The 14,104-nt window shown below is 72.0% G+C and carries 8 protein-coding genes; 6 read left to right on the top strand and 2 right to left on the bottom strand.

Going from position 1 to position 14,104, the window contains the following annotated elements:
• Window positions 1-61 precede the first annotated feature (61 nt).
• On the bottom strand, window positions 62-1,267 hold the full coding sequence (locus tag BJ992_RS25395) for a S1 family peptidase (protein WP_184985161.1): 1,206 nt from the start codon (window positions 1,265-1,267) through the stop codon (window positions 62-64).
• Window positions 1,268-1,487: 220 nt separating this feature from the next.
• Here BJ992_RS25395 and BJ992_RS33985 point away from each other — a divergent pair, with 220 nt between their 5' ends.
• The 6 genes from BJ992_RS33985 (at window position 1,488) to BJ992_RS25365 (ending at window position 11,698) form a co-directional block, all read left to right on the top strand.
• The gene (locus BJ992_RS33985; RefSeq protein WP_184985160.1) at window positions 1,488-5,876 is read left to right on the top strand and encodes a M48 family metalloprotease; all 4,389 of its coding nucleotides are present in this window, start codon (window positions 1,488-1,490) and stop codon (window positions 5,874-5,876) included.
• 53 nt (window positions 5,877-5,929) lie between these two features.
• Window positions 5,930-6,472, top strand: coding sequence for an RNA 2'-phosphotransferase (locus BJ992_RS25385; protein ID WP_184985158.1), 543 nt, complete (start codon window positions 5,930-5,932; stop codon window positions 6,470-6,472).
• Window positions 6,473-6,658: 186 nt separating this feature from the next.
• Window positions 6,659-8,485 carry an IlvD/Edd family dehydratase gene (locus BJ992_RS25380; protein WP_425503702.1) on the top strand — a complete coding sequence of 609 codons (1,827 nt, stop codon included), beginning with the start codon at window positions 6,659-6,661 and terminating at the stop codon, window positions 8,483-8,485.
• A gap of 128 nt (window positions 8,486-8,613) precedes the next feature.
• Entirely contained in the window at window positions 8,614-9,657 is a 1,044-nt protein-coding gene (locus tag BJ992_RS25375; protein ID WP_184985156.1) for a substrate-binding domain-containing protein, read from the top strand.
• Between the two features lie 152 nt (window positions 9,658-9,809).
• Window positions 9,810-10,706, top strand: a complete 897-nt coding sequence (locus tag BJ992_RS25370) for a fumarylacetoacetate hydrolase family protein (protein ID WP_184985154.1) — start codon at window positions 9,810-9,812, stop codon at window positions 10,704-10,706.
• On the top strand, window positions 10,703-11,698 hold the full coding sequence (locus tag BJ992_RS25365; RefSeq protein ID WP_184985152.1) for a Gfo/Idh/MocA family protein: 996 nt from the start codon (window positions 10,703-10,705) through the stop codon (window positions 11,696-11,698). The genes BJ992_RS25370 and BJ992_RS25365 overlap by 4 nt, the downstream gene beginning before the upstream one ends.
• A 90-nt stretch (window positions 11,699-11,788) precedes the next feature.
• Here the strand turns inward: BJ992_RS25365 and BJ992_RS25360 are convergent, their stop codons facing one another.
• Window positions 11,789-14,104: a beta-glucosidase gene (locus BJ992_RS25360; RefSeq protein ID WP_184985150.1), complete on the bottom strand. Its 2,316-nt coding sequence runs from the start codon at window positions 14,102-14,104 to the stop codon at window positions 11,789-11,791.

Below are 14,104 nucleotides of genomic sequence, written 5' to 3'. Positions count from 1 at the left end.
AACGCTCACCGGCCGCCGGTTCCCCCGCCGTACGGCACGGGGGACCGGCGGCCGGCGCGGCTCACTGACCTTCCGGCCCCTGGCCCGGCATCCTGGTGACCCAGTGGGACTCCACGGTCCGGAAGTCGGTGAAGAACACCCGGGTCGAGCACCGGCTGGAACGGTAGGTGCAGGTCGCGGGACGGCTGTCGTCCCCGCCGATGATGACGCCGGCCGCGAGCACACTGCTGAGATCGCTGGTCAGGGTGAACACCGGCCCACCGCTGTCACCGCCACCCGCGGCGAGGGTGTTCTGCATCTGGTCGCCGATGGACACGGCCTTCGACACGTGCGTCCCCCAGTCCAGCGTCGAGTCCGTCTTGGTGATCTTGATGTCGCAGTGCACACCGCTCCACGCGCCGGACGTGCACACCAGCGAACCCTTGCGCGCCTGCGACGTGCCGACGACCGGCTTGGTGTACTCCGACCCGTCCAGCACACCGCCGTCCCACATCCAGCCCGTGACGAACTTGCCGGGGTCCACCGCGATGAGCGCCGTGTCGAGCTCCGGGTACACCGCCTGGACCTGGCCGACGATCACGACTCCCGTGCTGGAGTTCCCCGTGGTCACCCAGTCGCCGACCTGGTAGCAGTGCGCCGCAGTGACGAGTTTCGGCAGGAGCTTGAAGGTGAAGAAGGACAACTTCATCACGCTGAACGACGTGCTGCACGAACTGATCTGCATACCCCCCTCGAACGGCGAGCCCCCACCCCACCGTCCGTCATAAGGCGCCGGCGTCTCGACCTCGGCCCGCACCACCAGCGGCTCCGCCGACACCGCCGCGACCGCGGCCCGCGCCGTCACCCCGACCTCAAGCCCGCTCCCGTCCGGCAACGGCGTCACCCGGTGCACCGCACCCCCGGCGCTGAGCCCCTGTGTCCTGATGACCTCATCGGCCCGCTCCCGCAACTCGACGGCCGTGTGCTCCGCCGGATGCACCTCGACCCTGACCCCCTCAGGAGCGCCGGACACCAGCGAAGCCACCGTCCGAGGCGCGTCCCCCTTCCAGTACAGATGCACGACCCCCGCCGCCACATCCAGCTCGACCCCCGCGTACCCCGACTCCTTACCGGCCCCCGCCTCCTCCAGCCGATCCGCCATCTCCAGCATCGGCACCTGCCGACGAGCCAGCTCCGCGTCCTCCCCCGAATACCGTCCAGGCTCCGCCGAGGCCCCCGGCACCGGCCCCATCACAGCCGCCACGACCAGCGCTCCAACCAGAAGCACCGACCTCCGGCCCAACCTCACACCACGACCAGCCATCTCTCTCGCCCCGTCCACTTCCACGACACCCCACCGGCGCCGTCCACGCCAGAAATCCTCACCCCGGCCCCACCCCCACCGAATGAGCAGTCACTACTCATCTCCCACGACACCGATACGCATCCCGCCGCACACAGGTACATCGGGTAGCGCGGCCCGGACCCTACGTGCATGATGTCGTCCCATGGGTGGACGGCGCACGCGGCGATGGCGTGCGGCCGCGGCCGGCGCCTTGGCGGTGGCGTTGACCGGTTACGTCACGCTGTTCCTGGTACGCACGTGGATGGCGTCGGACACCGAGGACCTCGATCGGCTCGTCGGCTACTCCAACGTCTACGCGTTCGTCCTCACCGTGGTGCCGCTGGTCGGCGGGCTGTGCGTCTTCGCGTTGCGGGGACCGCGTACCGCGGACCAGGCGGGGGGCACCGGGCCGGAGGTCGTCGAGCGTGCGGCGCAGCGGCTCGCCGCGGCGGTGGCACGGCAGTGGCGGCGGGAGCTGGTGGCCCGAGGGGTGCCACGGGCTCATCCGCTCACGGTCACCTGGGTCCCCACCGCGCGGCCGGTGACGGCGCGAGCGGGGATGCCGTTGCCTGCCGAAGGGCCGCCGGGGGAGACCGGGCCGGGAGGTGGGCTGGGGGAGCTGGCCGCGTGGTTCGGCGCGTTGCCGTACCGGCAGCTCGTGGTGCTCGGTGAGCCGGGGGCCGGCAAGTCGGTCGCGGCGATGCTGCTGGCCGCCGAACTGGCCGAAGAGGCGCAGCCGGGTGCGCCGGTGCCGGTGCTGCTGGCGTTCGCCGGCTGGGACCCGGCGGAGCCGTTCGACGCGTGGGTGGCGCGGCGGACAGGGGAGGAGTACCCCGATCTGGCGCCTGAGGTAGCAGCGGCGCTCGTGGCGGCGAGACGGATCATGCCGGTGCTCGACGGGCTGGACGAGATGCCGGTCGCGGCGCGGGTGAGGGTCATCGAGCGGATCGACGCCGCCTGCGACGGATGGCCGTTCGTGCTCACGTGCCGCAGCGAGGAGTACGAGGCCGCCGTGGTGGGGAGCGAACGGTTCCTGTCGTCGGCAGCGGTCGTCGAACTCGAACCGGTCGGCGCGCGAGAAGTGGTGGCCTACCTCGAGGGCCGCGTCCGAGCAGGGGACGCGCGCTGGGAGGCCCTGTTCGCCGCGATCGGCGAGGAGCCGGAACTGTCGGCGGCGCTGTCCACCCCGTTGATGATCTATTTGCTGCTCGTCGTGTACAGGCAGCCGGGCACCGAGCCGGGGGAGTTGTGCGGGCTCGGCAGGAACGAGATCGAGGAACGTCTGCTCACGGCGTTCCTGCCTGCCGTGTATGCGCCGCTCGGCGAGGACGAAGCGGCGCCGTGGCCCGGGGTGGAGCGGGCCGGCCGCTGGGCCGGGTTCCTCGCGTGCCGGCTACGGCACGACGGTGAGCATCGCCTCGCCTGGTGGCGGCTGGTGGAGCTCGACCCCCGCCTGAGCGACCCACGCCGGGTGGTGCCGGCGACCCTGGCGGTGGTGGCGCTCGCGGTGGCCGTGGTGACGGCAGTGACCGGCCGTGCTCTCATCGGAATCGCCGCGGGAGTCTGCACAGGCGTGATCGCCGGGACGGCAGCGGCCGGCTTGCTGTCCGGCCCCACGCCGCCTGTGTACGCCAACCTGACTCTGCGCGGCCGGTCAGGCCACTTGGCCCGTGCGGTCCGCGTCCACTTCACGTCGTGGTTCACGGCGGGCTTCGCGGCAGGGGCCGCCGCCGGACTGGTGATCGTACTCCTGGCCGACCTGCTCGCCGGTACACCGTCATCCCTGACCGGCTGGCTGCTCGGCGGCGTCATGCAGGCGGTCCTGGTCGGCGTGACCGCAGGCCTGGTCGCCGGTGTGTGCGGCGGCCTCGTCGGCTGGCTCAAGGAACCCGCCGACGAGGTCCGCGCTCGCGACCCCGCCTCGGTGCTGCGCGCCGACCGCGCCGTCGCGACCCTCAACGGCGCCGTGGCGGCGGTCGTGTGCGCCGCGGTGGCCGGGTTACCCGTGACGGCCTACGCCGGTCCGTACCTCGGCGCCGCGTACGGACTGGCGGCAGCCGTCACCGCCGGACTCGCAGTGGCGCTCGGCACGACCGCGTGGGGCCGTTTCTGCGTGGCCCGGCTCTGGCTGGCGTCGCGCGGCGTTCTCTCCCTGCGCCTCATGCGATTCCTCACCGACGCGCACCGCCGCGGGATGTTGCGTCACGCCGGCGGCGTCTACCAGTTCCGCCACGCCAACCTGCGCGACCGGCTCGCGGGAGAGGAGACGGTGCGGCCGGAGGCCCTTCGGCCGGTGACGTCCGGTGAGAACAGCCGCGGTCAGGAAGAAAGCGGCGGCAGTGGGGAGAGGCCCGGCGGCCCACCGGTCGGCCACGGCGGCTTCACGACCCTCGCCATGCTCGCCGGCGCGGTGCTCGCCACGAGCACGACCACGTTCCTCACGCTGTACCTGGCGGTGTCGGCCAACGGCGACGCCGTCCGGCGTGCTGTCGGGTGCGAACTGGAGATGGAACGCCGCTGGGGGGTCACGTGGCCTGGCGCGTTCCTCACCTGCTCCGGCCCGATCTATGCCGACCAGGCACGATGGGTCGTCTGGGGCCTGGTCGCGCTGGTCGTCGTGGCGGGCCTGGGGTTCTTGCTGCACCCGGTGTGGATCATCAGGCGGAACGGTTACGTCCCGCTCTCGTCGCCGCAGGACCGCGCGCTCGCCGACATGGTCGGCAGGCTGTCGCGGCAGGTGGGCCTGGCCCGCGCGCCGCGACTACTGCTCTCCCCCCACATGTGGACGACGGCACGGGTCTTCGGCCGTCCCGGCCGCCGTTATCTGGCCGTTGACGCCCCCCTGACGTTCCACCTCAGCACGGACCCGCGCGCCGCCGAGGCCATTCTCCTGCACGAACTGGCACATCTCCGCAACGGCGACGTCGACCGCACCTACCTGACCATCGCCATCTGGCGTTCGTTCCTCCTCCTCGGCCTGCTGCCGTTCGTCCCGGCTCTCCTCCTGGTCGCCGACGACTGGACACAGACGGTGCGGGCCGCCGCCTCCGTCGCAGCACTCACCGCGCTGGTCCTGCTGACCCGCGCCGCGGTGCTGCGCCGCTCCGAGCTGCACGCCGACGCCGCCGCGGGAAACGCCGAGCTCCTGCGCGCTCCGCTCAGCCGGTTCCCCTCGCCTCGCCGCGGCCTGCTCGCGTGGACGCGCGTCCACCCGGACATCGGCCGCCGGATCGCGCACCTCGATGCTCCCGCCGACATGCTCCCGGCCGGCACCTTGGAGCTGACAGGGGCCGGTATGACGGCCGCGATCATGACAGGCAACCTCCAGAACTTCCTCGGCGGTCCCGCGTTGTTCTCCCTGCTCGGCGTCGCACTGGCCGGCCTGCTGTGCGTGCCGGCTCTTGTGGTGGCCATCGTCGAAGCCGTCTGGGCCGAGTCGTCGGTCCCGTCCCCGCGCGTGTACCTGCGGCCTGCCGCCGCCGTCACCGCCGGTTACCTCGTCGGTGACCAGCTCGTCCTCGCGCACATCTTCGACAAGGGCCAGTTCCCGTCGTCCCCCGGACGGTACGTCCTCGCCGCGCTGATGTTGCTCGCCGGTACCGCGTTCCTCGGCGCCTGGGCCGCGTCCGCGACCCGGGGGCTTCTCCACGTCCAGCGCCGCACCCGGCGCCGCGCACTGGCAGTGGTCGTGACCAGCGGGACCCTGGCCGCCGTGCCGTGGTTCGTGGTGTGGCACGCCTTCCGCGGCAAGGAGCTGTTCACCTTGCTGCGGAGCACCTTCCCCCACGGCGTGGTCGAGAGGTGGTCAGAGCCCTGGTCCACGCTGGTGACCCTGCACTACGGCCCCCTGGAATACGTTCTCGTCAACCCTCTGACCCTCCCCGGCCTGCTGCTCCTTTGCCTTGTCCCCCTCACCTTCACCCGCCGCCGCGCCAGTGCCGGTCCGCGAACCGACCTCGCCAGGGTGACCGGCCTGGCCGGTGGCGTCACCGTACTTCTCGCCACCACAGCCCTCGTCCTCCTCACCGCCGGCCATGTCCCTGACGACGTGCGGACGGCCCCGGAGCTTCCTCGGCTCTACATCGAGGCGTACGCGTTCGTGATCGTCCTGGCCCAGGCCGCCGTGGCCTTCCTCGTCGCCGTACGCTCCACGACGTCCCGCCTCGCACTCGCCCTGTTCGCCGCGCTCCTCACCGGCGTCATGGCCGCGAGCGGCTTCCGCTTCCTCGACATCTTGGCGGGCTGCGCCGGCCTGTACGCGGCCCCCTGCGCCGCCGTCCCCGCCGACTCCCCGCACATCGCCGCGCTGCTCCAGTCCACCCTCATCAAGGGGGCTGTGGCCGCCGTCCCCGCCACCGCACTCGGCATCGCCACCGGCACCGTGTGGCGTCACCTGCGTCCACCGAAACACTCCACCCCACAGGTCTCCGTGCGCCGCACGAGGCTGACCCAGGTGACCACAGTGATCACCGCCGTCGTACTGGTCGTCGCCGCGATCGAACGCCTTCCGTACTTCGTGGGTGTGTGGATGATTTATATCTACGGCCCCTGAGTCCTGAGGAAATGGAGTGGCCCCCGCGGACGGCCCACCGGAACACTGACCGCATGGACCAACGCAGACTGGTACGCGTCTCCAAATATCTCTCCAAGCATCTCCGCCACGACCCCGGCCGCATCGGCGTCACCCTGGACGGTGCCGGCTGGGTGGACGTCGACACGTTCCTCGACGCCGCCAGGACCCACGGCTTCCCCATCACCTCCGCCGAACTCCAGCAGGTGGTCGTCGCCAACGACAAACAGCGCTTCACCCTCGAAGCGGGCCGGATCCGTGCCAACCAGGGCCACTCAGTCGAGGTCCACCTGGACCTTCCCGCCGTGGCACCCCCGCCGGTCCTGTATCACGGCACGGTGTCCCGCAACCTCGGAGCCATCCGCACCGATGGTCTGCGCCGCATGAACCGCCACCATGTCCACCTCTCCCCGGACCGCGAGACCGCGGTCCGTGTCGGCTCCCGGCGCGGAGCACCGGTCGTGCTCGTCGTGGACGCCGCCGCCATGCACGCCGCCGGTCACGAGTTCATGGTCAGCGCCAACGGGGTGTGGCTGGTGGAGCACGTGCCGCGAGAGTTCCTGCGTTTCCCGGAGTGAGGGCTCGGCCGATCGCGGTCACCTGTCGCCAGCCTGATGGATCGGGGCAGTTTCGACGGCTGGCAGGGAAGTTGCGAAACTGTTGACGAGATGTGTTCGTGACATTACGGTGGCAGCGACCTGGTTCGGTCCCGGTGACGCTCGATGTGGTAGGTCGGTGGTTCCGGGAGGGGGGAGTGGTGTCCGGTGGACGGTGCGCAGCGGGACGGACAGCAGGATCCGCCGGATCAGTTCGAGCGGCAGGAAGGGGTTGGCGCGGAGGCCGGTGGCGGGGGGCACGGTGTGGCCGGGGTGCGGCATCGGCGGAGTGCGCATTGGTTCGGGGCCGAGGGGCGGGCCGGGATGTTGTACCGGTCGTGGATGCGGAATCAGGGGTTCGGGGCCGAGGTGTTCGACGGCCGGCCGGTGATCGGGATCGCCAGTACGTGGTCGGAGCTGGCGCCTTGTAATGCTCATCTGGATCGGGTGGCGGAGGCGGTCAAGCGTGGGGTGTGGATGGCGGGGGGGTTTCCGCTGGAGTTCCCGGTGATGGCCACCGGGGAGACGCTGCTGCGGCCGACGGCCATGTTGTACAGGAACATGCTGGCCATGCAGGCGGAGGAGCTGATCAGGGCCAATCCGCTGGACGGGGTGGTGTTGCTGTCGGGGTGTGACAAGACGACGCCGGGGTTGCTCATGGGGGCCGCGAGCGTGGATCTGCCGGCGGTCATGGTGACCGGGGGGCCGATGCTCAACGGGAAGTTCCGTGGGGGGGACGTCGGGTCGGGGACGCATGTGTGGAAGTTCGAGGCCGAGATCAAGGCCGGTCGGATGTCGGTGGAGGAAGGGCATGTCGCCGAGGGGTGCATGGCGCGGTCCAACGGTCACTGCATGACGATGGGTACGGCGTCCACGATGGCGTGTGTGGCCGAGGCGCTCGGCATGCAGCTTCCGGGGTCGGCGGCGTGGCCGGCGGTGGACTCGCGGCGGTTCGAGGTGGCGCAGGAGGCGGGGAAGCGGATCGTCGCGATGGTCGAGGAGGATCTGCGGCCGAGCGCGATCCTCACCCGGGAGGCGTTCGAGAACGCCGTCAGGGCCAACGCGGCGATCGGCGGGTCGACCAACGCGATCATCCACCTCACGGCGCTCGCGGGCCGGGTCGGTGTGGACCTTCCGCTGGACGACTTCGACGCGCTGGTCAGGGACGTGCCGACCATCGTGGACCTGATGCCGTCCGGCCGGTTCCTGATGGAGGACTTCTGTTACGCCGGTGGCCTGCCGGTGGTGCTGCGTGAGCTGGACGACGCCGGTCTGCTGCACGGCGGCGCGGTGACCGTCACCGGACGCGGCGTCGGGGAGAACGTCGCGGACGCGGTGTGCTGGAACACCGAGGTGATCCGGCCGATCGGCGAGCCGTTGCAGCCGGCGGGGAGCGGCACGGCGGTGCTGCGCGGCAACCTCGCTCCCGGCGGTGCGGTGATCAAGCAGTCGGCGGCGTCGCCTGAGCTGATGCGCCACACCGGCCGCGCGCTGGTGTTCGACTCGCCTGAGGAGTACCACGCGGTCTGCGACGACGACGATCTCGACGTGTCCCCCGGCGACGTGCTGGTCATCCGGGGTGCGGGGCCGAAGGGCTACCCGGGGATGCCGGAGGTGGCGAACGTGCCGCTGCCGGTGAAGCTGCTGCGCGCCGGTGTCACCGACATGGTGCGGATCAGCGACGGCCGGATGAGCGGCACCGGGTTCGGCACGGTCGTGCTGCATGTCGCGCCGGAGGCGGCGGTCGGGGGGCCGCTCGCGCTCGTACGCACGGGGGACCGCATCGAGCTGGACGTGCCGGGCCGCCGGCTGACGCTGCTCGTGCCGGACGAGGAGCTGGAACGGCGCCGCGCCGCGTGGGTGCCGCCTGAGTCCGAGGACGACGGCGGGTACCGCTGGCTGTACCGCGAGCATGTGCTGCAGGCGGACGGCGGCGCGGACTTCGGGTTCCTGCGGGGGTCACGCGGCAGTGAGGTGCCGCGCGATTCGCACTGAGCACGTGACGTACCGGTGAGGTGGTCCGGCGGCTCGGCGTTCGGCCGATCGCCGGGTCCGGATCACCGTGACGTCTTACCATGATGTCGAGACAGGAAAGCCGAGTTTCGGTGATGGAGCAACGGTTGGTGTCCGATTCGATGGACCGGCGCGTCACTGTCGCCGACATCGCCGCCGAGGCCGGGGTGTCCCGCGCGACCGTGTCCAAGGTGCTGAACGGCCGTTCCGACGTCGCGCAGTCCACCCGCGTCCAGATCGAGGCCATGCTGGTGGCGCGCGGGTACGTCCCGACCAGGCGCACCAAGCGGCCGGTGATCGCCGAACGCGGCGGCGGCCTCATGGAGATCCTTTTCAACGACGCCGGCACGCCGTGGGCCGCCGAGATCATCCGTGGCGCCGAGGAGGCCGCGCGGGGCTCGCGCATCGGTGTCGTGGTGTCGGTGCTCGAGCGCGGCGCAGGCGGTGGCCGGCGGTGGCTCGAGGACCTGACCGCACGCGTGCCGCGCGGCGTCATCCTGGCGGTCACCGACCTCACGGCCGCCGACCAGCGGCGCATCGCCAAGCTCGGGGTCCCGGCCGTCATCGTGGACCAGGTCGGCGACGCCGACGGCGACATCCCGTCCATCGGCGCCGGCAACTGGGGTGGCGGCATGGCGGCCACGCAGCATCTCATCGACCTCGGTCACCGGCGCATCGGCATGATCACCGGGCCGATGCGCTACCTGTGCAGTCAGGCGAGGCTCGCGGGGTACCGCGCGACCCTGGAGCGGGCCGGCGTCGAGGCCGACGACTCCCTGGTGGAGCACGGCGACTTCCACTACTCCTCCGGCCACGAGCTGGGCCTCGCGCTGCTCGACCGGCCCGACCCGCCTTCGGCGATCTTCGCGGCCAACGACGAACAGGCGCTCGGGGTGTACGCCGCGGTGCGGCAGCGCGGCCTGCGCGTGCCTGACGATCTCAGCGTGGTCGGCTTCGACGACGTGCCGATGTCCCAGTGGGTGACGCCGCCGCTCACCACGGTGCGCCAGCCCATCGCCGAGCTCGCCGCGCTGGCGGTCCGCACGTTGCTGGCCCACAAGGATGGCGTCGACATGCCTGAGGGCCGGGTCGAGCTTTCCACGAAGCTGGTGGTGCGCGACAGCACGGCGCCGCCGGCCGAGCGCGACAACTGAACAAACCGGTCTGGAGTTTCGAAGGTCACTCCGGCTAGTTTTCGCGGATTGACCTGTGGAATCACCCGGAACGCTACCATTTCGGACAGCCACAGATTTCGAACTCCCTCGAAACTCCGTCGGCGCGGGAGCCGGCGAGAGTAAGGAGTCCCGTGAACATCGTCAGGTACCGAACGCGACAGGCAGGCCCGCGTGTCGGGCTGCACGAGGACGGCGTGGTGGCCGAACTGACCGGCGTCGCGTCCCTCGCGGAGCTGTGGACGCTGCCGCTCGGCGAGCTGCGTGACCGCCTCGGCGGCCCGCGCGGCGAGGCCGTGCCGCTGGCGGACGTCGAGCTGCTGGCCCCGGTGGACGGCCGCACCGAGGTGTGGGGGGCCGGAGTCACGTACGAGAGCTCCCGTGAGGCCCGCGTCGAGGAGAGCGAGCGCGCCGCCACCGTGTACGAGCAGGTGTACGACGCCGAGCGGCCCGAGATCTTCTTCAAGTCGGCCGGCTGGCGTGCCGTCGGGCCCGGCGGCGACCTGTCCGTCCGTCCCGACTCGGTGGTGGACGTACCCGAGCCCGAGCTGGCCCTGGTGGTGAACGCGCACGGCGAGATCGTCGGCTACTCGGTGTGCAACGACATGTCGTCCCGGAGCATCGAGGGGGAGAACCCTCTCTACGTGCCGCAAGCCAAGATCTTCTACGGCTCGTGCGGCCTCGGCCCGTGGGTCACGCCGGTGTGGGAGGTCGAGGATCCCTACGATCTGCCGATCACCATGACGATCCACCGCGACGGCGCCCCCGTATGGCAGGGTGAGGCGAACACCGGACGGTTACACAGGCGGCTCGACGGCCTGGTGGCCTACCTGATGCTCGGCGACGTCCACCCCGACGGCGTCGTCCTGTCGACCGGCACCTGCCTCGTCCCCTCGCCGTTCACGCTCGCCGCCGGCGACGTGGTCGAGATCGGCATCGGCGGCGTCGGCGTGCTGCGCAACCCCGTGGTGCGCGGCAAGCCAGGCGGCCCCCGTGAGTACACCCCTTCACTGGAGACATCGCTGCGATGACCACCCCGACCCCTGAACCTCTGCGCTGGGCCGTCATCGGCACCGGCGGCATCGCGAAGGCCTTCTGCGAGGACCTGCGCCTCACCGGCACCGGCACGCTCGTGGCGGTCGGCTCCCGCACGTCCGCGCGCGCCGAGGCGTTCGCGGCCGAGACCGGCGCGTCCCGGAGCTACGGCGACCAGGCCGAGATGCTGGCCGCCGACGACATCGAGGCGGTGTACGTCGCGACGCCGCACACCGGCCACAAGGACGCGGCCCTCGCCGCCATCGAGGCCGGCAAGGCCGTGCTGGTCGAGAAGCCGTTCACCATCAACCGCGCCGAGGCCGAGGAGGTCGTCAAGGCGGCGCGGGCCCGCGGGGTGTTCCTCATGGAGGCCATGTGGACGCGGTTCCTGCCCCACATGGTGCGCGTACGCGAGCTGCTCGCGCAGGGACGTCTCGGTGACGTGCGGCTGGTGAACGCCGAGCACGGCGTGTGGTTCCCCTTCGACCCGGCGCACCGCCTCTTCGACCCGGCACTCGGCGGCGGCGCGCTGCTCGACCTCGGCATCTACCCGGTGTCGCTGCTGTCCATGGTGTTCGGCACCCCCGACTCGGTGGTGTCGTCGACGCAGTTCGGCGCCACCGGCGTGGACGGCCACACCTCGGTGGTCACCGGGTACGCCGGCGGCCGCCAGGGGGTGGCGGTGACCACCATGGAGGCGTTCCTGCCGAACCGCGCGTCCATCGCCGGCACCGAGGCGCGCATCGACATCGACCCCTGGTGGTACCGTCCGACGTCGTTCACCCTGACCGGCCGCACCGGCGCCGTGGAGCGGTACGAGTGGCCCGTCCCCGGCAACGGCCTGCGCTTCCAGGCCGAGGAGGTCGCGCGCCGCGTCCGCGAAGGCGCGCTGGAAAGCCCGGTCCTCACTCTCGACGAGACCTGCGAGATCATGGGGACGATGGACGAGATCCGCGCGCAGGCGGGGCTGCGTTACCCCGGCGAGTGAAGCCGGGGCGGGGGTGGCCCGCCGCCGCGGGGCCACCCCCTGCCGCCGTACGCCGTCACCTGAGGGTGACGGACATCTGCAGGCGCGGTGTCACGTGGTCGTGACGGCCGCCTCCATGACGCGGTCGAAGCCGACGTGGCGCCGCGGACCGGTCATCGTGACGGCGAGGGCCCGCCTGATGTCGGCGCTGGACGCGCCGACCCGCAGCTCCACCTCGCCGGGATCCACCTGACGCCGGAACGACGCGCCGGTGTAGGACGTCTGGTCGGCGTGCAGGGTGAACGTCACCTCGCGGGTCTGACCGGCGGCGAGGTCCACGCGGTGCGCGGCGATCAGCGCCTGCGCCGGCCGCGCCACCTCGGCCACCGGGTCGTGCAGGTACACCTGCACGACCTCGGACACCTCGCGCTCGGAGTCGTTGCGCAGCGTGACCCGTACGTCGTAGGTGCCGTCGGTGGCCCATGACGTGCCACCGGTGACCTCGGCCCAGGTGGCCGGCGCGTACGACAGGCCGTGGCCGAACGGGAACAGCGGCGTCGGGTCGATGACGCTGACCTCACCACGCCGGGTGAGCGGCGCGCCGAGGTACGTGGAGGGCTGGCTGCCGCCGTCCCCGGGGAAGCTCACCGGCAGACGGCCCGCCGCGTCGGCCCGGCCCGACAGCACGTCGGCCAGGGCCGGCGCGCCTTCCTCGCCGGGGAAGAACCCGCACACCACGGCGGCGAGCCGGTCGATCTGCCGGCCGAGCTCGTAGGGCCGGCCCACCAGCAGCACCAGGACCACCGGTGTGCCGGTGGCGAGCAGCGCTTCGAGCAGTTCCTCCTGGCGGCCCGGCAGCCGCAGGTCCGCCGCGTCGCAGCCCTCGCCTGAGGTGCCGCGTCCGAACAGGCCGGCCTGGTCGCCGAGCACGGCCACGCACACGTCGGCGTCCCGGGCCGCCGCGACGGCCGCCGCGATGCCGTCGTCGTCACCGCCGAGGACCGGCACCCCCTGCTCGTACCGCACGTCGTACCCGCCGGCTCGAAGCGCTTCGACGACGGTCGGCACTTCGACCCCGATGCCGGCCTCGGGATGGTGGACGCCGACGTGCATGGGGAACGAGTAGCAGCCCATCATGGCCTGCGGCGTGCCGGCGCGCGGCCCCACCACGGCGAGCGTCGCGGCCGGCGCGAGCGGCAGCGCTCCGGTGTTGCGCAGCATCACGATCGAGCGCCGGGCCAGCTCGCCGGCGAGGGACCGCACCTCGGCGTCGTCCAGCACCTCGCCGCCTTCGGTGAGCACCGGCGGCTCCGGGGACCAGCCGTCGTCGAGCAGGCCGAGCGCGCATTTCTGCAGCAGCACCCGGCGCAGCGCGCGGTCGATCAGCGCGACGTCCACCTCGCCGCGTTCCACGGCCTCCAGCAGCGGCGGGCCGAAGCAGTTCACGGTGGGAAGCTCGACGTCGATGCCGGCGGTGAGCGCGAGCCGCGCCGCGTCCGCCGGGGACGCCGCCACGTTGTGCAGCGTCTGGAGGAACGCCACCGAGAAGTAGTCGGCGACGACCGTGCCGGTGAAGCCGTAGGTGCCGCGCAGCAGGTCGGTGAGCAGCGCGGGGTCGGCCGCCGCCGGGACGCCGTCGACGTCGGTGTAGGAGTTCATCACCGAGCCGGCGCCGGCGCGCAGGGCCATCTCGAACGGCGGCAGCAGCACGTCGGCGATCTCACGCGGCCCCGCGGACACCGGCGCGAGGTTGCGGCCGGCCTTGGACGCCGAGTACCCCACGAAGTGCTTCAGCGTGGCGATCACCCCGGCGGACTGCACGCCGCGCACGTACGCCGCGCCGATGGCGCCGACCAGCACGGGGTCCTCGCCGATGGTCTCCTCGACCCGGCCCCAGCGCAGGTCGCGGACGACGTCGAGCACCGGCGCGAGGCCCTGGTGCACGCCGAGGCGCCGCATGGTGGCGCCGATCTGCGCACCCATGCGTTCCACCAGCGCGGGGTCGAACGTCGCACCCCAGCACAGCGGTGAGGGGTACACGCCGGCCTTCCACGCGGCGAGCCCGGTCAGGATCTCTTCGTGCACCAGCGCCGGGACACCCCACCGGCCGGCCGTGACGATGGCGCGCTGCGCGGCGGCGAGGGTCGCGGCGCCGCGCGCGACGTCCACCGGCCTGGTGCCGAACGGCCGGGTGAGCTGGCCGAGGCCGCTCTTGACCAGCTCGTCCCACTCCATGGGGAGCGCGGTGAACTCGTGCTGGTGCGGCGCCATCTCGCCGTCACCGTCGTCGATGCCGACCCACACGCCGTACAGCTGAGCGATCTTCTCCGCGAGGCTCATGCGGGCCGCGAGCGCCTCGACCCGCTCCTCGGGGGACCGGCCCGCGTCCCTCCAGACCTCCGGCGCGGCGGTGCTCACGGTGGTCAT

This window comes from Sphaerisporangium rubeum, from assembly GCF_014207705.1.
GTDB classification, from domain to species: Bacteria; Actinomycetota; Actinomycetes; order Streptosporangiales; family Streptosporangiaceae; genus Sphaerisporangium; species Sphaerisporangium rubeum.
Note: the sequence above shows the minus strand (reverse complement) of the source record. Positions and strands in the feature narration are given on the sequence as shown.